The sequence below is a fragment of the Janthinobacterium sp. PAMC25594 genome (genome assembly GCF_019443505.1).
Lineage (GTDB): Bacteria > Pseudomonadota > Gammaproteobacteria > Burkholderiales > Burkholderiaceae_D > Janthinobacterium.
Genome location: NZ_CP080377.1, coordinates 5821110 through 5840921 on the forward strand (window position 1 = coordinate 5821110; position 19812 = coordinate 5840921).

15 protein-coding genes and 2 tRNA genes are annotated in these 19812 nt (G+C 58.8%); 8 read left to right on the forward strand and 9 right to left on the reverse strand.

The window, feature by feature from the left end:
* Positions 1 to 46: 46 nt before the first annotated feature.
* A tRNA-Asn gene (locus KY494_RS26055) sits at positions 47 to 122 on the forward strand.
* Between the two features lie 184 nt (positions 123 to 306).
* Positions 307 to 1017 carry an alpha/beta hydrolase gene (locus KY494_RS26060; RefSeq protein WP_258194472.1) on the forward strand — a complete coding sequence of 237 codons (711 nt, stop codon included), beginning with the start codon at positions 307 to 309 and terminating at the stop codon, positions 1015 to 1017.
* A 21-nt stretch (positions 1018 to 1038) separates the two neighbouring features.
* On the opposite strand, the gene KY494_RS26065 is transcribed toward KY494_RS26060, so the two are convergent.
* A complete protein-coding gene (locus KY494_RS26065) occupies positions 1039 to 2226 on the reverse strand; it encodes an alpha/beta fold hydrolase (protein WP_258194473.1) in 1188 nt (395 codons plus the stop codon).
* Positions 2227 to 2513: 287 nt separating this feature from the next.
* On the opposite strand from KY494_RS26065, the gene KY494_RS26070 reads away from it, so the two are divergent.
* The 5 genes from KY494_RS26070 to KY494_RS26090 all read left to right on the forward strand — a co-directional run bounded on the left by KY494_RS26070 (position 2514) and on the right by KY494_RS26090 (position 8238).
* A complete protein-coding gene (locus tag KY494_RS26070) occupies positions 2514 to 3173 on the forward strand; it encodes a sorbitol dehydrogenase family protein (RefSeq protein ID WP_219888704.1) in 660 nt (219 codons plus the stop codon).
* Positions 3170 to 4828, forward strand: a complete 1659-nt coding sequence (locus KY494_RS26075; protein ID WP_219888705.1) for a GMC family oxidoreductase — start codon at positions 3170 to 3172, stop codon at positions 4826 to 4828. Before KY494_RS26070 ends, KY494_RS26075 begins: the two co-directional genes overlap by 4 nt.
* The gene (locus tag KY494_RS26080; protein WP_258194474.1) at positions 4825 to 6303 is read left to right on the forward strand and encodes a cytochrome c; all 1479 of its coding nucleotides are present in this window, start codon (positions 4825 to 4827) and stop codon (positions 6301 to 6303) included. Before KY494_RS26075 ends, KY494_RS26080 begins: the two co-directional genes overlap by 4 nt.
* A 143-nt stretch (positions 6304 to 6446) precedes the next feature.
* On the forward strand, positions 6447 to 6848 hold the full coding sequence (locus tag KY494_RS26085; RefSeq protein ID WP_219133677.1) for a GtrA family protein: 402 nt from the start codon (positions 6447 to 6449) through the stop codon (positions 6846 to 6848).
* Between the two features lie 91 nt (positions 6849 to 6939).
* Positions 6940 to 8238, forward strand: coding sequence for an NCS2 family permease (locus KY494_RS26090; RefSeq protein ID WP_219888706.1), 1299 nt, complete (start codon positions 6940 to 6942; stop codon positions 8236 to 8238).
* Positions 8239 to 8305: 67 nt separating this feature from the next.
* Here KY494_RS26090 and KY494_RS26095 read toward each other — a convergent pair whose 3' ends face one another.
* Positions 8306 to 9013 carry a GntR family transcriptional regulator gene (locus KY494_RS26095; protein ID WP_219888707.1) on the reverse strand — a complete coding sequence of 236 codons (708 nt, stop codon included), beginning with the start codon at positions 9011 to 9013 and terminating at the stop codon, positions 8306 to 8308.
* A gap of 258 nt (positions 9014 to 9271) precedes the next feature.
* On the opposite strand from KY494_RS26095, the gene KY494_RS26100 reads away from it, so the two are divergent.
* Positions 9272 to 9347: transfer RNA gene (locus KY494_RS26100), tRNA-Asn, on the forward strand.
* Positions 9348 to 9431: 84 nt separating this feature from the next.
* On the opposite strand, the gene KY494_RS26105 is transcribed toward KY494_RS26100, so the two are convergent.
* The 7 genes from KY494_RS26105 to KY494_RS26135 form a co-directional block, all read right to left on the reverse strand.
* Positions 9432 to 10514: a right-handed parallel beta-helix repeat-containing protein gene (locus tag KY494_RS26105; protein ID WP_219888708.1), complete on the reverse strand. Its 1083-nt coding sequence runs from the start codon at positions 10512 to 10514 to the stop codon at positions 9432 to 9434.
* A 110-nt stretch (positions 10515 to 10624) separates the two neighbouring features.
* Entirely contained in the window at positions 10625 to 11650 is a 1026-nt protein-coding gene (locus KY494_RS26110; RefSeq protein ID WP_219888709.1) for a right-handed parallel beta-helix repeat-containing protein, read from the reverse strand.
* A 210-nt stretch (positions 11651 to 11860) separates the two neighbouring features.
* Positions 11861 to 13009, reverse strand: a complete 1149-nt coding sequence (locus KY494_RS26115) for an RHS repeat-associated core domain-containing protein (RefSeq protein WP_219888710.1) — start codon at positions 13007 to 13009, stop codon at positions 11861 to 11863.
* Complete coding sequence (locus KY494_RS26120; RefSeq protein ID WP_219888711.1) at positions 12997 to 14055, reverse strand: right-handed parallel beta-helix repeat-containing protein; 1059 nt, start codon at positions 14053 to 14055, stop codon at positions 12997 to 12999. The genes KY494_RS26115 and KY494_RS26120 overlap by 13 nt, the downstream gene beginning before the upstream one ends.
* Positions 14055 to 15392 carry an RHS repeat-associated core domain-containing protein gene (locus tag KY494_RS30070; protein ID WP_219888712.1) on the reverse strand — a complete coding sequence of 446 codons (1338 nt, stop codon included), beginning with the start codon at positions 15390 to 15392 and terminating at the stop codon, positions 14055 to 14057. The genes KY494_RS26120 and KY494_RS30070 overlap by 1 nt, the downstream gene beginning before the upstream one ends.
* On the reverse strand, positions 15393 to 15938 hold the full coding sequence (locus tag KY494_RS26130) for a hypothetical protein (RefSeq protein WP_219888713.1): 546 nt from the start codon (positions 15936 to 15938) through the stop codon (positions 15393 to 15395).
* A 111-nt stretch (positions 15939 to 16049) separates the two neighbouring features.
* Positions 16050 to 19316: a DUF6531 domain-containing protein gene (locus tag KY494_RS26135; protein WP_219888714.1), complete on the reverse strand. Its 3267-nt coding sequence runs from the start codon at positions 19314 to 19316 to the stop codon at positions 16050 to 16052.
* Between the last annotated feature and the right edge of the window lie 496 nt (positions 19317 to 19812).

The window sequence follows — 19812 nt, forward strand, 5'->3', positions numbered from 1 at the left end:
GAAATCTGGACATCGTAAAATTTACCCTATAAAATGCGGCCTCTTTTCCCTGATAGCTCAGTTGGTAGAGCGACGGACTGTTAATCCGCAGGTCCCTGGTTCGAGTCCAGGTCGGGGAGCCAGAACATGTAGCAGCAGAAAGCCCAGCCTTGAACGGTTGGGCTTTTTGCGTTTCGGGGTCCCATGAGGCGCCCGTGTCATCTGCCCTTGATCCGCCGCACGGAGGGCCAGGCATCCGGCGATAGACTAAAGGGGACAAGGCGTTGGCGGGTCTGTCATCGCCTTCAACTTCCTGGGGAGGCTGACGTGGATGAAACTACAAGTGTTGGGTCGGCAACGATCGTGCTCGTGCATGGCGGTTTTGTCGACGGATCTGGCTGGGAAGGGGTCTACCGGGTGCTGCGTGACGATGGCTGTCATGTTGCCATTGTGCAAAACCCGACGCTATCGCTGGCGGACGACGTGGCCGCGACCCGGCGGGTCATCGCCGCAGTGCCGGGTCCCGTGGTCCTGGTCGGTCATTCGTATGGTGGCGCCGTGGTCACGCAAGCGGGGAACGACCCCAGGGTCAAGGCATTGGTTTACATCGCGGCCTTCGTGCCGGACCAGGGCGAGTCTGTCGATTCCTTGCTGAAGCATGCCCCGCCTGGCGCGCCGGTGCCGCCGATCTTGCCGCCACGCGATGGTTTCCTGTTGCTCGACCAGAAAAAGTTTGCGGCCGCCTTCGCTGCCGATGTGCCCAGGGACAAGGCCGACTTCATGGCGGCATCGCAAGTGCCCTGGGGAATGGATGCCTTGACCGGAGTGGTCAGCGCGCCAGCCTGGAGGAGCAAGCCCAACTGGTACCTGGTCGCGACCGCTGACAAGATGATTGCACCGGCGATGCAGCGCGAGATGGCCCAACGAGCGGGCTCGAAGGTGGTTGAAGTCGCCGGCAGCCATGCCATTTACATTTCGCAAGCCCATGCCGTGGCGTCGTTGATCCGCAAGGCCGCTGCGAGCATTGCCGACGACTAGGCCAGGCTACGGGGCGTTGCATCAGGACTTGGCAGCCGCATCCAATGTCTGGATGATGGCTTCTTGAAACTTTGCCGGTTCATCCTGGTGTATCTGATGCCCGGAATGGTCAAAGAAAAACAGCCCCTTCTTTGGCGCCTTCAACGCCTCGAAATATGCTTGCGTGATCCTGGTCGAGGTCTGGATATCGTTTTTGCCGACGAAGAAATACACGGGGCAGTCAACGCTCTTCAAGGTCCTGGGCAAATCAATGTTCATGACCTCGTTCCAGACTGGCGACCAGGTCTTTGACCATTGCAGAAAGCCCGTCTTGAAACCCGCACTCGTTGCAAATTCCTTGCCATCCTTGTAAAAAAGCCATTTCCTCAAATAAAACATGCTTTCGTCACTGGTAAACGGGAAACTGATGCTGCCCAGTTCCTGGCTGGCGAGGGCATTGTCCTTGAAGTGGATTTTCAAGGCTTGCAGCAATTCTTTCTCGCTTTCCAGCTGGCTCACGACAGGATTGGAAGCGAAATAGGCATGCAGCAATTCCGGATGATGCTTGACGATGTAAAAGCCCAGGACGTTGCCCCAGGAACTGCCCAGCAAGTATATTTTTTCCTGTTTTAATTCTTTGCGCAGGAATTGGATGACTTGATACGTGTCCTGCTCCATCTGTTCCACGGATGGCTGCGTGGGCGACGGATTCAGTTTCAAGGTTTTGCCCGCGTCCCGCTGATCCCATTGCACAATCGTAAATCTGCTTTTCAACACATTGCTAAAGGCATCCGCCCCCTTGATCATCGAGCTTCCCGGGCCGCCCGATAAAAACAGCAGGACGGGTTTGTTCGCGTCGTCCGTCTTGATTTCCACCACTTGCTTGATGCCACCGATGTCGGGTGTCAGGGTGGTGGTGACTTCGGCGGAAACGGGTTTCGCTTCTGTCATGGCTTGCGCCTGGCATGCGTAGAAGGGAATCAGGGCGGTGAGTAACACTGCCAATGTCATTTTTTTTATCATGATGTGAGGGTCAGTTTCAGGTTGCTTGCAAGGGCGCCGCATTGCACGCCGCAGTTGAACAGCTATATATCGCATGGCCTCGTCGATATGCCTCCTTGTCAGAAACTTGGATTCATGGAAATTGACCTTGCCCGGAAGGGGTGGAAAAGCGGCAAGGCGTGCATCGGTGCTCCGGTAGGTTGTGCGGATGGTGAAGGATAGTTGCAAATAAACAGGCGTCTATTTGTTTGCCATGCTGCCAAGTTTTCCGCGTCCTTGCAATCATTTCCAGGAAGCCGCAGGCATTCTGTCTTTATCCCGCGCCATGACGCCTGCGTGGAACGCCGGGTTCCATGCAGAATCAAGGCAACAATCAAAGATCAAGTCCCAGTCCGAATGCTCCATTGGCAAACAATTTATTTCTGTAGGATAATGGTGGAACCGGTTCCATATGCGTAAATGCAATGTAACGCAATCATCCAAGTCAACAAAACAACAAGTCTTGCGGGAGTCTCATGAACCATCCAGGCAGCGAACCATCTGCAACATCCGATTCATCCCTTCCCCGCATCAGCCGCCGCCACGCCCTGATCGGCCTGGCCGCCTTGCTGGCGCAGGCCGGTTTCTGGAGCAATCCCCTGTCCGCCGCCATGCCGGCGCCGGCCAGCGCTGCGGCGACGGGCCTGGCGCCGGCCACCATGCTGTTCTACACCTTGTCGCAAACCATCACGGGCCACCGCGATTTGTCCGCCGCGACGGCGGCGCGCATCGAGCAAGCCATGCGCAGCAACGTGCCTGGCTTTGCCGATCATTTGCCACGGCTGGGTGCGCTGCTCGTCACGGGCCAGGAAGCCACGGCGCTGCTGGCGGCCGCCACCGCCGCGGACGCCGGCCTGCGCGAGCTGGCGCTGGCCATCGTCGCCGCCTGGTACACGGGCACCGTCGCCGGCAACGCGGCGCAGGGCACGAAGTCCATCGTCGTCGCGTATGCGGAAGCGTTGATGTACCGCACGGTGGCCGATGGCCAGGTTGTGCCCACCTATTGCAACTATGGCCCCCTGTGGTGGCTGAAGGCGCCGCCGGCCGTGCGCGTCTCCGCGCCCGTGGCGCCAAAACCCGTACCGGCCCCGGCCACCACCGGCACTCCCGAACCGAAAGGCAAGCAAGCAAAATGAAATCACCGCAATTCAAGAGTAATGGCGACGTCGTCGCCGATGTCGTCATCGTCGGGACCGGTGTCGTGGGCGCCATGATGGCCGATCAGCTGGCCGCCCAAGGCCACTCCGTGATCATGCTGGAAGCGGGCCTGCGCATCGAGCGGGGGCAAGCCGTGGAAAACTGGCGCAACATGCCGTTCGAGAACCGCGTCGGTTCCGACTTCCAGGGCTTGTATCCGCAGGCGGACAATGCGCCCGCGCCCCTGTATTTCCCAAAAAATAATTATGTGGAATTGTCCGGCCCCAGCGGCAGCAGTTTCCAGCAAGGCTATCTGCGCACGGTAGGCGGCACCACCTGGCACTGGGCCGCGTCGTGCTGGCGCCACTTGCCGACCGACATGCGCATGAAAAGCGATTACGGGGTAGGGCGCGACTGGGCCATTTCCTACGATGAGCTGGAACCCTACTATTGCCGCGCCGAGCAGGAAATGGGCGTGGCCGGCCCCAACGATCCGGCGCAGCAGTCGCCCAGCGAGCGCAGCAAACCGTATCCGATGGACATGGTGCCCTGGGGCTATGGCGACAAGCGCTTCGCCGAAGTGGTCAACCCGCACGGCTACCGCTCCGTGCCGATTCCGCAAGGGCGCTCGACGCGCCCATGGCAAGGTCGTCCGACCTGCTGCGGCAATAACAATTGCCAGCCGATCTGCCCCATTGGCGCCATGTACAACGGCATCCACCACGTGGAGCGGGCCGAGCTGAAAGGCGCGGGCGTGCTGGCCGAGGCCGTCGTCTACCGCATCGACACGGACCAGAACAACCGCGTGACGGCCGTGCATTGGTATGACGCCAAGAAACAGTCGCACATGGCGACGGGCAAGGCCTTCGTCATTGCCTGCAACGGCATCGAAACGCCGCGTTTGCTGCTGCTGGCGGCGAACCAGAACAATCCGAACGGCATCGCCAACAGTTCCGACCAGGTCGGCCGCAACATGATGGACCATTCGGGTTTCCACTGCACCTTCCTCGCCAATGAACCGATCTGGACGGGCCGTGGCCCGGCGCAGAGCAGCTGCCTGGTGGGGCCGCGCGACGGCGCCTTCCGCGCGCAGTATTCGGCCAATAAGATGATACTGAACAACATCACCAGGGTCGGACCTGCCACCCAGCAATCGTTGAAGCTGGGCCTGGTGGGCAAGCACCTCGACGATGAAATCCGCCGCCGCGCCGCGTTTGGCGTGGACCTGTCGATCAGCCTGGAACCGCTGCCCGAGGCGCACAACCGCTTGACCTTGAGCAAGACGCGCAAGGACCCGCTGGGCCTGGCCTGTCCCGACATTTATTATGACGTGGGCGACTACGTGCGCGATGGCGCGAAGGCCGCGCATGCGCAGCTCGAGCACATCGGCAAGCTGTTCGGCGCCGTGGAATTCCATATCACCGACAGCCTGAACGCGAACAACCACATCATGGGCGGCGTCATCATGGGTTCGAACCGTCTTGACTCCGTCGTCGACGGCAATTGCCGCGCTCACGACCATGCCAATTTGTGGTTGCCGGGCGGCGGCGCCATGCCGTCGGCCAGCGTCGTCAACACGACCCTGAGCATGGCTGCGCTCGGCTTGCGCGCGGCCGACGACATCGCCCGCACCCTGGCAAGGGAGGCAGCATGATGCGCCGTTTCTTGCTGGGCCTGACCCTGGCGGCCGGCTTGCCGCTGGCCGCGCGTGCTTTACCACCTGTGCCACCGGCGCCGCCCGTCACCCTGACGCCGGACCGTCCGGCCGCGCCGGCCGCAAGTGCAGCCGCCAAGCCCGATGCACGGCTGGAGCGGGGCCGCTATCTGGCCATCGCGGCCGACTGCATGGCTTGCCATACGGCAGCGGGCGGCAAGCCGTATGCGGGTGGCTATGCCATCGATTCGCCGCTGGGCACGATTTATGCGACGAATATCACGCCATCGAAAAAAGGCGGTATCGGCCATTACACGGAAAGCGACTTTGCGCGCGCCTTGCGTGCGGGCGTGCGTGCCGATGGCAGTCATCTGTACCCGGCCATGCCCTACACCAGCTATGCGATGCTGACGGATGCGGACGTGGGCGACCTGTATTACTACTTCATGCAGGCCGTTCAGCCCGTCGATGAACCGGCGCGCCAGACGGCCCTGCCATTCCCGTTCAACGTGCGCCTGTCCATGCTGGGCTGGAACACCTTGTTCCTCGACAATAAACGCTTCGTGCCCGATCCGGCGAAGAGCGCGCAGATCAACCGCGGCGCCTATCTGGCCGAAGGCCTGGCGCACTGCAGCGCTTGCCATACGCCGCGCAACGCGCTGATGGCGGAAATCGGTAGCCAGACCCTGGCGGGCGCGTCGCTTGGTTCCTGGCATGCGCCGAATATCACCTCTGACAAGGTCAGCGGCATCGGCGCCTGGACAGATGCGGAAATCGCCGCCTACCTCAAAACAGGTCACGTGGAAGGCAAGGGGCAGGCGGCGGGCGGCATGGCCGAAGCCATCCAGAACAGCCTGCAATTCTTGCGCGACGATGACGTGGCCGCCATCGTCGCGTACTTGCGCACGGTGCCCGCCGTGCGCGCGCCGGGGCAGACCAAGGCTGCGTTCAGCCATGGCAGCGCGGCCAGCGAAGAACCGCTGCTGCGCGGCATGGCCAGTTCCACCGAGCACCACTCGCTCAACAGCGGTGCCGTGCTGTTTTCCGGCTATTGCGCCAGCTGCCATTCGGCCAGCGGCGCCGGCAGCACGGGGCAAAGCTATCCGGCCCTGTTCAACAACACGGCGACGGGCGGCGCCACGCCGGCCAACCTGGTTTCGGCCATCCTGTTTGGCGTCGAGCGCAAGATCGAAGGGGAAGAGCACGAAGCGTTCATGCCCCGTTTCGACCAGCGTTCCTACGTGCAACCGTTGACGGACGAGCAGATCGCTTCGATCGCCAACTACGTGCTGAAACAGTATGGCAACCCGGATGTGTCCGTCACGCCCGCGTATGTGGCGCAGGCGCGCAGCGGCGGCGAAAAACCGCTGCTGGCACGCGTGCAACCGTTCATGCTACCGGGTGGCATCGTGGGCATCTTGCTGCTGATCGCGCTGTTTGTGTGGCTGCGCCGGCGCCGTCAAGTCAAGAAATAGGCGTCGGAGCCGTGGCGTATCGGCGGCGAATATGAACGTTGGGCGCAACTTGCAGTAAAATGCAGGCTGAAAAATGGTTACGAGCAATCGTAGCCATTTTTTATTCTGGCCCGATCCTGCTTTCGCTCATTTGAAAATTGACAATGTCTCATTCCCTGCATCACCAATTTTTACGTTTCGCCGCCGTCGGCGCTTCCGGCACGGCCGTGCAATACAGCGTGCTGTGGGGCGGCGTGGAATGGGCCGGCATCAGCGCCGCCGCCGCTTCCGGCATCGGCTACATCCTGGGTTCCGTCGTCAACTACCTCCTCAATTACTTTTTCACGTTTAAAAGCGACAAGGGCCACGGCGAGGCGGCGTCCAAGTATTTCACCTTGCTGGGCATCGGCTGGTGCATCAATACGGGCCTGATGTGGCTGCTGGTACACCAGCTGGGCTGGTATTACTGGCTGGCGCAGGTGCTGGCGACGGGTATCGGCCTGATTTGGAATTTCGCGGGCAGCCGCTGGTGGGCCTTCAAGCCGGCCAGCGCGCCAGGCAAGTAATCAAGCAAGCAAGTAAGTAGTTGTTGCAAGAAAAAAAGATGCGCATAGTCCAAGACCAGGCGCGCGGTTTTACCAAAACAAGGGGTTAATCATGCAGTTCCTGGAACGCTATTTCAAACTGAAGGACAACGGAACCAATGTGCGCACGGAGCTGCTGGCCGGCCTGACCACATTCCTGACGATGGCCTACATCATCTTCGTCAACCCGTCCATCCTGGGCGATGCGGGCATGCCGAAAGACTCCGTCTTTGTTGCCACCTGCCTGGCGGCCGCCATCGGCACCCTGATCATGGGCTTGTACGCGAACTATCCGATCGCGCTGGCGCCGGGCATGGGCCTGAATGCATATTTCTCGTACACGGTGGTCAAGGGCATGGGCATGAGCTGGGAAGTGGCGCTGGGCGCCGTCTTCATTTCCGGCTGCCTGTTCATCCTGGTCAGCCTGTTCAAGGTGCGCGAGATGATCATCAACAGCATCCCGCCCGCGCTGCGCACGGCGATCACGGTGGGTATCGGCCTGTTCCTGGCCATCATTTCGCTGAAAAGCGCCGGCATCGTGGTATCGAACCCCGCCACCATCATCGCGCTGGGCGACTTGCACCAGGCGGCGCCCATCCTGGCCATTCTCGGTTTCTTCATCATCGTTGCGCTGGACCGCCTGAAAGTGCCGGGCGCCATCCTGATCGGCATCCTCACCATCACCATCGCCAGCTTCTTCTTTGGCGGCAACCAGTTCAACGGCATCGTCTCGGCGCCGCCCGCCATCGAGCCGACCCTGTTCAAGCTCGACATCATGGGCGCGTTGTCGATCGGCATCGTCAACGTGGTGCTGGTGTTTTTCCTGGTGGAATTGTTCGATGCGACGGGTACCCTGATGGGCGTGGCCAACCGTGCCGGCTTGTTGAAAGACGGCAAGATGGAACGCATGAACAAGGCCTTGCTGGCCGACAGCACGGCGATCGCCGCCGGCGCCTGCCTGGGCACGTCCAGCACCACGGCTTTCGTGGAAAGCGCGGCCGGCGTGCAAGCGGGTGGCCGCACGGGCTTGACGGCCGTGGCCGTCGCGCTGCTGTTCCTGGGTAGCCTGTTCTTCGCCCCGCTGGCGCACACGGTGCCGCCGTACGCGACGGCGCCAGCGCTGCTGTACGTGGCGTGCCTGATGCTGCGCGAACTGACGTATATCGACTGGGATGACAGTACGGAAAGCATTCCGGCCGCCATCACGGCGCTGATGATGCCGTTTACCTATTCGGTGGCCAGCGGCGTGGCGTTCGGCTTCATCACCTACGCGGTATTGAAACTGTTGACGGGCAAGGGCAAGCAAGTATCGGTGGTGGCTTACATCATTGCCGCCATCTTCCTGTTCAAGTTTATCTACCTGGGCGAATAGCGGGTTTGCCGCCGCAATGACAAGGCCGTCCGTGCACCAGCAGGGCGGCCTTTTCTTTTGCTGCGGCTTACATCAGCAGCGCCGCCACCAGGTCTTTCCTGGCGTCGCAGGCGCTGCCGTCGAAGCGCAAGGCCGCTTCCACATGCGTCAGGTGCTCGACCATCAGGCGCGCCGCCAGGTCCGCGTCGCCGCTGCGCGCCGCTTCCAGAAAACGGCCGTGTTCGTCGTACGAGCAGGCGGCGGCATGGCCGGACTGGTACAGCATGGTGATGAGCGAGCTGCGCCCCACCAGTTCGCGCACGATATCGCGCAGCACGGCGTTGCCGGCGATGTCGGCCAGCAAGACGTGGAAGTCGCCCAGCAGTTGCGAGCGCAGCGGCGTCGCTTGTGCCAGCGCCAGGCGCTCCGCTTTCAGGTGCCGCTCCAGCATCCGGTAGTCGGCGGGTTTGGCCCGCGCGACGAATTCGCGCGCCAGGGCCGCTTCGATGATGCGCCGCGCGGCGAAGATGTCGCGCGCTTCCGCTTCGGTGGGCTGGCTGACGAAGGCGCCCTTGTCGGGCACCATGCGGATCAGTTTGTCTTTCGACAGGATCAGCAGGGCGGCGCGGATCTTGGTGCGGCTGACGCCATACAGCCGGCACAGCGCCTCTTCGCGCAGCCGCGTACCGGGCGGCAATTGGCGCGCCACGATGGCGGCCGCGATATGCTCGGCAATTTCCGCCGAGCTATCGCCGCTGCCGGGCTTATCCACCAGGGATGCGCTTGATTCTGTCATGTCGGGTGAGAGCAGTCAGCCAGGGGCAAGGATAAGCCTTGCAAGCGCATGCCGGCAGCGGGGTGGTCGACGCCCCGCTGCCGGCATGCCGTTAGTGCCTTGCGTGTCGGCAAGGCCTGGCTATTCTACTATCTTGCGTGGCGCCGCGCAGACGCACCCAGCCACCTGGCAAGGCTTGTTCCCTGGCGGCGTATTTTGCTGGCCATGCAGATTGAAACTGGACATGCGAATTTTTGACGTATATAATTCGGCCTCCTTTCCCTGATAGCTCAGTTGGTAGAGCGACGGACTGTTAATCCGCAGGTCCCTGGTTCGAGTCCAGGTCGGGGAGCCAGAATAAAGCGTTGAAAATAAAGGCCTTCTTCGGAAGGCCTTTATCGTTTACGGCTGAAAGACTGGTTTTGATAGCGCGGTGCAGTCAGAATTTCCACCACGGCTTCCTTGGCTCGAACACATTGTTTTTCATTGTGGCGGTGCTGCCCTTGAGCAGCGTTACGGGGTCTTCAGAGCCGACAAATGTATTCCCTTCGATGCGAATGTTTTCGCTGGCATCCGTGAGATAGATGTTGTGTCTTGTTGCCGAGTGTCCTTTAACTTCGATTGTATTGTTGCGGATAACTGTGTTGGAGGCCTGGTGTAGCACGATAGCTGCTTTTTGGACCTGCCATTCTTCAATCTCGCTATAAATACGCCCTGGAGTATAGCGGCCCTCCATTAGCTTATTGAACGTAAAGGGTATCAGTCCCGGCATCAATTTTCGTGTGAGAATAATTGTGTTATTTTCAATTAGTCCACGGGGGCCCGCCATCATTATGGCCGCTCGACCATCACTCTCGATAATGCAGTTTCTGATTATATTGCCATCGCCTTCGAGGATAATTCCTATGTTGTCGGTGATGATGCGCAAATTCTCTAAAATAAATTCGGTTTTCTCATAGCTTGCCCGCGAGCCTGGAACTTGGTCATCAAGAAACAGCATATCCCAATGATTGATAAGTTTAATCCCTACACCTAGTCCGCGCAGGTCTATTACTCCATTTTTTATCGTAATGATTTTAGTGCTTTGGGTGAATATAAAGTTCGGTTTATTGGGCTGTGTGGAACTCTTATTTTGTTGAGCGTAGGCTATTATTCCACTAGAATGACCATCACTATGTAAAGTGTGATTGTTCAAGTTGATAGTTACACTGCCGCCCTTAATTGCGAGCAAATGACGATAAGCAGCTGGAGCGCAATGCCCCGCTCCGCAAAATCGACGTTGCCTGAAATCAACCGCAACGCAGTATCGACCAGCTTCCCACACCACTGCTTCCTGAAATGTTTCATCTTCTGGGCGTAGGTCGGTACACGGTTGAGAATCCAGGGTTGATGGAATCGGTGAATTTAGCAGGGGCCTCGTTTCATTCCCCGGCCAAAACAACCATGCGATAAATGGAAGAACAAGTAGGCCTAGAAACTTTGTTCGCCGACGAACTGGTTTTGGAAATGAAAAGAAGGTCATTATTTTTTCGGCAGTGACGCCGTCCCTTTCGGAAGAATCGTTCCAATATAGTCGGCTGGCTTCACTTTGTTTAATGTCGTAGCGTGTTTTTCGTTTATTTTACTGGAGAGCTACCACCATGGAAGTCTTTGCTCGTAAGTATTATTTCTTAAATTAGATGTGCTCCCATTCGTCAAGGTGACTGGGTCATCCGTTCCAACAAATGTATTCCCCTCGATTTGCACGCCGATACTAGTGTCGGTCAGGTAAATGTTGTGCCTGCTTGAGGACTTTCCTTTGACCTCAATTCGATTGCCACGGATGACTGTTCCCGTCGCACGATGGAGTGCAATAGCTGCTCGAGGAGCCTTGCGAAAATCAGAAAGATTGGCAATTTGGTATACAATTCCTTTGTTGCCATGTGCGAGCCAAGTGGGGATGAGTGGGTCGGTGAGAACGATGGTGTTATTCAGAATTTTTCCGTTCGGTCCCGCCATCATGATGGCGCTATCGCCACCACTTTCGATGACACAGTTGCGGATGATGTTGCCGTCGCCTTCCAGCATCACTCCCACGTTATCTGCCCTTATCAGCAAATTTTCGAGAATGACCCCTGATTTTTTAAATCCTGGGAAGTTTTTCGGCGCGGGGGTGTTAATGTCGGACATGGGCCAATGGTCTAAGAAATCTACTGCAGTGCCGAGACCCCTGATTTCCAGAACACCATTCTGGACCGTGGTATTCTTAGGCATCGGTTTCTCGCCCTGCTCAATCCTTTCCGCCACGATTCCGCCAGAATTTCCGTCACTATGCAAGGTGTGGTTGGCCAAATCGACCGTGACATCGTTTGCCATCACACCAAGTAGATGGCGATAGGGGGTGGGTCCGGTGTGTCCCGCAAAATCGGACAGACGCTGTTGCCAAAAATCGACGGCAATGCAGTGTTTCCCCGGCGTATCAATTACTGCTTCCTGATATGGCCCGAATTCTGGCCGAACTTCGACACAAGGCAGAGTTGTCTTGGCAACCAGACGCGGTGGACGCAGAACCGGCGGGCTATCTGTCATTCGCCATAACGTCCAACTAACAAGAAGGAGACCAACGATGAGTACGAGCGTTCCACGGCGAAGTGAACGGAATTTGCGGTAGAGGTTCATTTTCTTTCCTCAGGCAAGGGAGCAGCTCCCTGGGGAGGAATGGTGCCGACGTAGTCCGCGGGCTTCAATCTATTTAATGCGTCCCCACGGTTTTTTTCAGCTATCTTACGGGAAAATGCATCAGTTCCTTTCTCGTAGGTCATATCTATTCCTTTATAACCAAGGTAATTCAGTGCGTCATTTAGAATTGCAATCTTAGGTTCTAGATGTTTAGTTTCGTGCGATCATATTCCTCGTCGCAGCATGGCCCTGTTTCGCTCCAGGAAGGCCTACGACATCATGATTGAAGGAATAGTCCGGATGCTCTCCGCCAGTGAGATGGCCGGCGCCAAGGCCGAAAGTGGTTGCGGAATAGGAGTTGTTGAATCGGTCCCGGTGAGCAAAAGTGTCCTCTAACGCGTGAAGATATTCACCGAACAGTTGCGCGCTGGAGTGGCAATTGGCATTCGGGTCTGTTTTCGCGAAATTTGATGCGTTCAGTAGTCGCGCGAGTTGGGGGCTTCCAGGATTCACGATATGGCGGTCCACGTAGCTTTGTAAGTCGACACCTATGGCAAACCGATAGGCGCTCTCGACAAGTGTGCGTGGCGGGTCGTAACCGTCTTGAACAAAATGGTAGCGGGCGAGTGCCGGTTGATTTACCAGCAGGCTATCGGGATGGAGACCATCCGGTAGCATTGGTTCCGTCACTGGATTTTCGTCAATATACTGGGTGGCCAAGGCAATTTGTCGTGCGGTATCCTTATCCACGCCCGCCGTGATGGCCAGGAAGAACGTCATGTAATAGTGCACATCGATTTGGTACAGCCCCAGCGGGTCGATGTTGGTCAAGGGATTATCCGAGACATAGGCATATGGATTGATGCCGCCTTGGCCCATCGGGTCGGGCGTCAGGTAGCAACCCGGTGCCGGGTCGTAGTCGCGCAGGTAGTTGTAATGCGCCTTGATGTGGCCCTGACCGTCAGTCTCGGCGGCCATCCGCTGGTCGCGGTACAGTGAGTAGGTGGCGGCGTCGTTCGCTGACTCCCGAGTGAACGCAATCGGCATCAGGGCCGCTTGCGCGGAGAAGGCCGTCTTGGCGATGCGCCCGCCCAAGGTGTTGACATGCAGCCGGCGTTCATTGCCCCGGGTCCAGGCGTATTCGAGCAAACCGTTCGGCTTTCTGTCGAGACGTATGATGCCGTTCGCCGTCTTTTTGGTGCGACGCGGATGTGGGTTCTTCTGGTCGTGGTCGAAGTCGATGCGGCCACCGGCGACCTCCCACCGCTGTTCCGCCGCGTTATGCCAGGTGCACAGGAATGCCTCCCGGCTGAGCGCTAGCCGAGTCAATACGTAGCCCTGTGCAGTCAGAATTTCCACCACGGCTTCCTTGGCTCGAACACGTTGTTTTTCATTGTGGCGGTGCTGCCCTTGAGCAGCCTTACGGGGTCTTCAGAGCCGACAAATGTATTCCCTTCGATGCGAATGTTTTCGCTGGCATCCGTGAGATAGATATTGTGTCTTGTTGCCGACGGCCCTTTAACTTCGATGCGGTTGCCGCTGATGACAGTGCCGGTGGCTTGGTGCAATGCAATTGCAGCTTTTGGCCTCATCTTTTCCTGGATAAGATCGGGAAAGTCTCGTGGTTCATTAAACTCAGTGGCGCGCATGTCGCCGGGAATAAATGGATTGGTGAGAATGATTGTATTATTCAGTATCTGACCGTTAGGTCCTGCCATCATGATTGCCGCCACACCTCCGCTTTCGATTATACAATTACGGACAATGTTGCCATCGCCTTCCAGGATTACGCTGGTGTTGTCGGTGATGATGCGCAAATTTTCTAAAATGAATTCGGTTTTCTCATAGGTTCTACCTAAAATTTGGGTTTCAATAAACAGCATACTCCCGTGATTGATAAACTCTACGCCAGTACCTCCTCCTCGCAAGTCTATAACGCTATTCTGAATCGTAATCCGTGTCGTTTTTTGAGAAAAAGAAAAATTTGGATTGTCGCGTTCCATGGAGCCCTTGTTTGATTGTGTGTAAGCGACAATTCCACTAGAGTGCCCATCACTATGCAAGGTATGATTTCTTAAGTCTATTGTCACGTCGCCTCCGCTGATATCAAGCAAATGTCGATAGGCAGCTGGAGCGCAATGCCCCGCTCCGCAAAATCGACGTTGCCAGAAGTCAACCGCAACGCAGTATCGACCAGCTTCCAGTACTATTGCTTCCTGAAATGTCTCATCTTCTGGGCGCAGGTCGATACACGATTGAGACTCCAGGGTTGATGGAATCGGTGAATTTAGCAGGGGCCTCGTTTCATTCCTCGGCCAAAACAACCATGCGATAAGCAGAAGAACAAGTAGGCCTAGAAACTTTGTTCGCCGACGAGCTGGTTTTGGAAATGAAAAGAGGCTCATTATTTTTTCGGCAGTGGCGCCGTCCCTTTCGGAAGAATCGTTCCGACATAGTCGCTCGGATTTAAATTCCCCAGAAAATCATTCCTGTTCTCTTTCGCTGCCGCAGCATCATACCCATGTATGCCTGAATCAAATACCAAATCTATACCGCTGTAACCAAGTGTTATAAGGCCATTGTTTAGAGTCGCAATTTTATTTTGAAATTTCCGACTTTCAATATCAACATCACTTGCATGAGTACCGTTAAACTCTTTCAGTATGCTTTCAATTTGACCGAAATTCTTATATTTCACGCCATATGTTGATACTGATTGAAGTTTTTCGAATACTTCTTTCTCCATTTCTAAAGTTCTTGTCTCGTTGGTTTTCCATTCGCCAAACCCGGGGATGCCCGAGTAATGGTTGAATGTGTAATCCGGATTGGTGCCGTCGACAGCATGTCCTGTTCCGTATCCGAACGTCGTCGCGTTATACGGAACATTATCTTGATTGCGGTGCGCAAATGTATCCTCAAATGCGTGGAGATATTCGCCAAGGAGCTGCGCACTTGAATTGCACGTGGCGTTCGGGTCTGTCTTTGCGAAATTTGAGGCCGCCATGAGGCGTACGAGCTGCGGACTTGCCGGATTTTTTATGCGGTCCGCGATATATGTTGGACTGTCCTTGCCGAACGTAAACTTGTAAAAACTTTGCAGCCATGTACGCTCCGGGTCGAATCCGTCCTCGACGAAATGGTAGCGGTCCAATGCGGGTTGATTGATGGTCATGCTCGAAGGCGTCACTCCGTTGGGTGTCGGTGATGTCGCCTTGTTATCATCAACGTACTGCGTCGCAAGTGCAATTCGCCTTGCCGTGTCCTGGGTCACACCGGCCGTGATGGCCAGGAAGAACGTCATGTAATAGTGCACGTCGATTTGGTACAGCCCCAGCGGGTCGATGTTGGTCAAGGGATTATCCGAGACATAGGCATACGGATTGATGCCGCCTTGGCCCATCGGGTCGGGCGTCAGGTAGCGACCCAGCGCCGGGTCGTAGTCGCGCAGGTAGTTGTAATGCAAGCCGGTTTCGGCATCGAATACCTGGCCGGGCAGACGCAGGTTCATCTCGAACGGTTTGCCGTTGCGAGCGTTCGCAGCGAACGTTACGCGCGCCAGGCCGAATGGCGCGGTGAGGGCCTGCCACACCAATTGCCGTTGCTCGTCGACGAGCTGTTGCGGCGTGCCCAAGTGGTCGGTGATGATGGCGTAGATACGCGGCAGCCTGTCGCTGGGCGCGTCCTCCGAACGCATCGTGATGACCTTCCACAGGCGGTGCATGAAAGTGGTGTTCTCCGTCATTTAAATCTTGGCCACCGGTTTGCCGTACAGGTAGATGTAATGCGCCGTGATGTGGCCCAGGCCGTCAGTTTCGGCGGCCAGCCGCTGGTCGCGGTACAGCGAGTAGGTGGTGGCGCCGTCCGCCGGCTCCCGCGTGAATGCAATCGGCATCAGGGACGCTTGCGCGAAGAAGACCGTCTTGGCGATGCGCTCGCCCAGGGTGTTGTAGTGGTAGCGCGCGACGAGCCGGTCGTTGTCGTAGACGGCGACCGGACGTTTGTCGCTGTTGTAGACGGTGCGGCGGTTGCTGGCGGCGGCGCTAGCTTGCCGTTGCAGCTGCGCCAGCGGCACGCCCGTGCGGTGGTAGAACCAGGCGTCGCGCAATGGTCGGGCGGATACGGACGGATCGTCCGATGATTGTGTCGCGGCCAGCAGCCAGTTGCTGTTGCTCGCGTAGAGGAACTCGCGCCGTCCGGTGTCCGTCGATTGCGCGCCTGTCCGCTGCACTCCGGACGGTGTCGGAGAATTTGATTCGGCGATGCGGTTGCCCACGGTGTCGTACCCCAAATACGTGTCCGGCCCGTCGTTGCCAACGATGCCGGTCAGGCGGTCGAGTCGGTCGTAGGCGTATCCTTCGCGGCGTGTCGCGGCCGGCCGGTCTGGGCCAGTCGATGCCAGCTAACGGTCAATCTGGACCAGCCTGCCCGCCTCGTCGTAACGGTTGTGCTGGCTGTACAGCGAGGCATTGGCTGTCTCCTTGTCGGACGAAAACCATCGCATGACGCGGCGCCACCATGAGGCATCGGACGTGGCGGAGCGCGCTAGGGTTCGCAGTTGCTCAATGCGACCCCTGCGGTCCAGCTGGATTTGCTGGCGCAGGCCGTTTCCCATCGTGTAGCCGGTCATGCCGCCCACGATGGTTTGTTCGATGTTGTCCACGACGACGTGCTCGTCGAACAGGATGGCTTCGAGCTGACTGGGTCGGTAGCGCGCATCCGCCTTTTGCCGCGCGGCGTCGCCGGGAGTGACGCGGTAGCGAAGGCTGTGGCCGTCCGGCAGCGTTTGCCGGACCAGTCGGCCGGCCTCGTCATACTCGTTGCTTGTGACAAAGCGCAGGCCGGCAAGTCCCGCTTTCGTTGCGTTCGCCTGCCGTCCGACATCGGCGAGCCAGCGCGTCTCCCGAATCAGCTGGCCCATGGCGTCGTACTGGTAGTCCAGCCGCTCGGCGGCGTGGGCCGGCTTGCCGTCGGTGGTGCTGAGCATGCTGGCCAGCTTGCTGCCCCGATACTGGTATTGCAGCAGATTGGCTATCTTGTCCTGGCCCACGGCGAGCAGGCGGTCGGCGTTGTCGTAGGTGTAGCGCGTGGTCGCCAGCGTTTCGTCGATGCGGGCCACTGGCCGGCCGGCGGCGTCGTGGCGGTAGAGGGTGACGCCCCGGTCCGGGTCCGCTTCAAACACCTTGTGGCCGAAGTCGTCGTAGCGGCGCAGGGTCTTGACGCCGTTGGCGGCGGCGATGTCCGTGGCGCGGCCGGCCTTGTCGTAGGCCAGGCGCAGGGCTGCCGCGTCGGCGCTGCCGGCGGCGTCGGTGCGGCTGGCAAGCAGGCCCTCCGCGTCGTAGGCCAATGCCGTGGTGGTGCCCAGCGCGTTGGCGATGGCGATGACCTGTCCCGCGTCGTTGTAGCGGTAGTTTTTCAGCAGGCCCAGCGTATCGACTATCCGGGTCAGCCTGCCGGGTTTGTCGGTTGAGCGGTCGTAGTCGAAGCTGGTCGAGGACAGCGCTTCGGCGGCGGCCGGAACCATGTCGCCATAGCGGGCGATGCCGGTTGTGCGGTCCTCCGTGTCGCGCGCAATCGCCAGGCCGCTGCTGTCCGGCAAAATGAGCCGGGTGATGCGGCCGGCCTGGTCATACTGGAAGAGACTGCGCAAGTTGCCGGGCTGGGTCACTGCGGCGATGTTCCCGTCGGCGTTGTAGTCGTAGTGGAGATGCCGGTGCAGGGTGCCCGCCGTGAGGTCGAGGTCTTCCGGCGCGCCGCGCCAGTTGTTGCTGATGGTGGCGAGCTGCACCAGGTCGCCATCCGTGATGCGCAGCTTGGTCGGCCGCAGCGCCGCATCCCGTTCAAGGACCTCCGTGGTGAGGTTGCCGGGCGCGATGATGCGGGTGAGCAGCCCGTCACGGCGCTGCGTATGCTCGTCGTACTTCTCCAGTTTGCGTGGTGCGGTGGCGACCTTTTTCCCGCTGTCCGCGTCGGGGATGTTGTCGTACTCGAAGAGAGTTATGTCCGAGTCGAGCGGGCTGTTGGTCTTGCCATTGGCCAACGGACCGTCGATGCGCGTCAGCAGGCTGCGACCGTTGATGAGGGCGTAGCGGTAGGTGGTGGTGCGTTCCAGCGCGCCAGCCGCCTGCTTGCCGTCATACGTGGGCACCCAGCCGGTGTCGGTCACGCTCAGGGGCTGGCCGACATCGTTGTAGGTCATGCGTGTTTGTCGCTCTCGCCCGGGGACGACGCTGGGGCGGGCGATGACGGCCGGCGCGCCGCTGTCGCCGAGGTATTCCAGGCGCAGCAGCCATTGCACCGGTCCGGGTTTGCCGTTTTGATAGTCCACCTTGCTGACCCGCACAGTACGGCCGAGCTTGTCCAACTCGCTCCTGATCGTGCTGATGGGCGCGCCGTTGAAATCCAGCTTGGTCGTTTCGGTCAACTGTCCCAGGCGGTCATAACCGTAGCGCACGTTGCTCTCGCCGCAGGTGGCGCAGCCCGCGCCGCGCACTTCCAGCATGCGATGCTGGTCACCGATGATGGTGTAGCGGTAGACGGTCTGCTGGCCGAGGCTATTGGTCAGCACCGTCTTGCCCGGTTCGCGGGTGTCCAACGTCACCTTGTCCACGTTGTTCGTGTGGGTGCTGAGGTTGGCGCGGGCATTGCCGTCGTAGCCGAAGGTGGCGAAACGGTTGGCGACAGGCTTGCCGTCGGCACCGGCGGTCTCGATGCTGATACCTGTCAGCAGCCAGGGGAAGCGCGGATCCTCGTGGTGGTAGACACGGCTGAACGAGTGGCCCGGCAGCGTGACCCGTACCATGTTGGCCAGCACAATACGCGGGTCGAGCCGGACGCTGCCCTTGGGAAGAGCGCTGCCGTATTCATAGGAGAAACGTCCCACTGGGCTGTCGATGTACTGCACGCCCCGGTAGCGGTCGTTTGCCCGCGCGTGCTCCCGGTCTAGGTAGCTCAGGGTCAGGCCGCGGCCCTGCGGGTCAACCACCTTCGCCAAGGTATTGTCGCCGCGATAGTACAGGTCGACCTCTTCGCCGGTCGGAGCGACAATGCGCTCCAGCTTGCCGACGCTGTTGAAATGCAATCGCCGACCGTTAGTCCATGTCCAAATGTATTCGACGGACCCGGTCGGTCGAGAAAGGACCATCATACGACCGTTGGCCGGCAGCGAGGTGCTGCACAGGCTAGGGTTGGCTGGATCCCGATTGAAGATGATGCGGCCACCATCGGCTTGCAGCACTTGAATCCGACCGTTCTTGTCGAATAGTTCCGTTTCATAGGACAGCTTCCACTCGCGCCCCATGGGGCCGTTCGGCGAGCCGGGCTTGCTGTAGGCGCTGTTGTGGTGTCTTACAATTTCCAGGCCGAGGACGCCGGGCAGCGCTGGCAGGTCCTCCTCTCGCTGGTACTTGTTGCCGGTGATGACGTTGATGGGGTTGCCCGCGCCAGCACCGGGTCCGCCGTTGCCGCCGGTGCCGGCGACAGCGCTACCTGCACACGAGGTCGGCGGGCCGCCAGGCTCCGGGCCGCATCCGGCGGCGTGGGCAACGCCGGAGAGCGCGGCACCGCAAGAAATCAGCAGGATGCTTAGCATCTGGCGGACTTGTTGTTGCCAGGCAGGTAGGCGGCGTACCGTATGACGCCAACCAGTGGCGCGGGATGGCATGTTCATTTTGGAACCTCAAGTCGGTATACAGCATATGTTTGCATTTGGAGCACATGTGCCTGGGTTGCAATGTGCCGGGTCGCAGGCCGTTGGCGGCGGTGTCTTCGTGCCTGGCGTTGACACGGGGTTACCCGTCTCGACGGCGTCCGATCGCATGTGCAAGGTGACATGGGTAACAACAGGGATGCGGCCATCCTCCAACAACTTGCCATGGAAGGCGTCGGTGTGCGGAGCCAGCCATTTCAGATAGGTGCCGTACATGTTCTTGACGAGTGGAACCTTGGGCAGGTAGCAGTGGGTAATGCGCAGCTTGATAAGATTGGCGTCTTATATCGTCTGGTCAGATGTGACGCCGACGGTCTGGTCCTTGAACGCCTGTCCGTTGTTGGGGATCACGCGCCGACTACCTGTTTCATGCCGTACAACTGTTCATCCGCAGGTCCCTGGTTCGAGTCCAGGTCGGGGAGCCAGAACCAGCAGTAGCAAAGGGCCACGTGGCAAC

Excerpts from the sequence above, each read along its gene's own strand:
- KY494_RS26095 (WP_219888707.1), bottom strand. The coding sequence starts at position 9,013 with ATGACAGAATCAAGCGCATCCCTGGTGGATAAGCCCGGCAGCGGCGAT.
- KY494_RS26085 (WP_219133677.1), top strand. The coding sequence starts at position 6,447 with ATGTCTCATTCCCTGCATCACCAATTTTTACGTTTCGCCGCCGTCGGC.
- KY494_RS26110 (WP_219888709.1), bottom strand. The coding sequence starts at position 11,650 with ATGAACCTCTACCGCAAATTCCGTTCACTTCGCCGTGGAACGCTCGTA.
- KY494_RS30070 (WP_219888712.1), bottom strand. The coding sequence starts at position 15,392 with ATGACGGAGAACACCACTTTCATGCACCGCCTGTGGAAGGTCATCACG.
- KY494_RS26075 (WP_219888705.1), top strand. The coding sequence starts at position 3,170 with ATGAAATCACCGCAATTCAAGAGTAATGGCGACGTCGTCGCCGATGTC.
- KY494_RS26090 (WP_219888706.1), top strand. The coding sequence starts at position 6,940 with ATGCAGTTCCTGGAACGCTATTTCAAACTGAAGGACAACGGAACCAAT.
- KY494_RS26080 (WP_258194474.1), top strand. The coding sequence starts at position 4,825 with ATGATGCGCCGTTTCTTGCTGGGCCTGACCCTGGCGGCCGGCTTGCCG.
- KY494_RS26070 (WP_219888704.1), top strand. The coding sequence starts at position 2,514 with ATGAACCATCCAGGCAGCGAACCATCTGCAACATCCGATTCATCCCTT.
- KY494_RS26135 (WP_219888714.1), bottom strand. The coding sequence starts at position 19,316 with ATGAACATGCCATCCCGCGCCACTGGTTGGCGTCATACGGTACGCCGC.
- KY494_RS26120 (WP_219888711.1), bottom strand. The coding sequence starts at position 14,055 with ATGAGCCTCTTTTCATTTCCAAAACCAGCTCGTCGGCGAACAAAGTTT.
- KY494_RS26105 (WP_219888708.1), bottom strand. The coding sequence starts at position 10,514 with ATGACCTTCTTTTCATTTCCAAAACCAGTTCGTCGGCGAACAAAGTTT.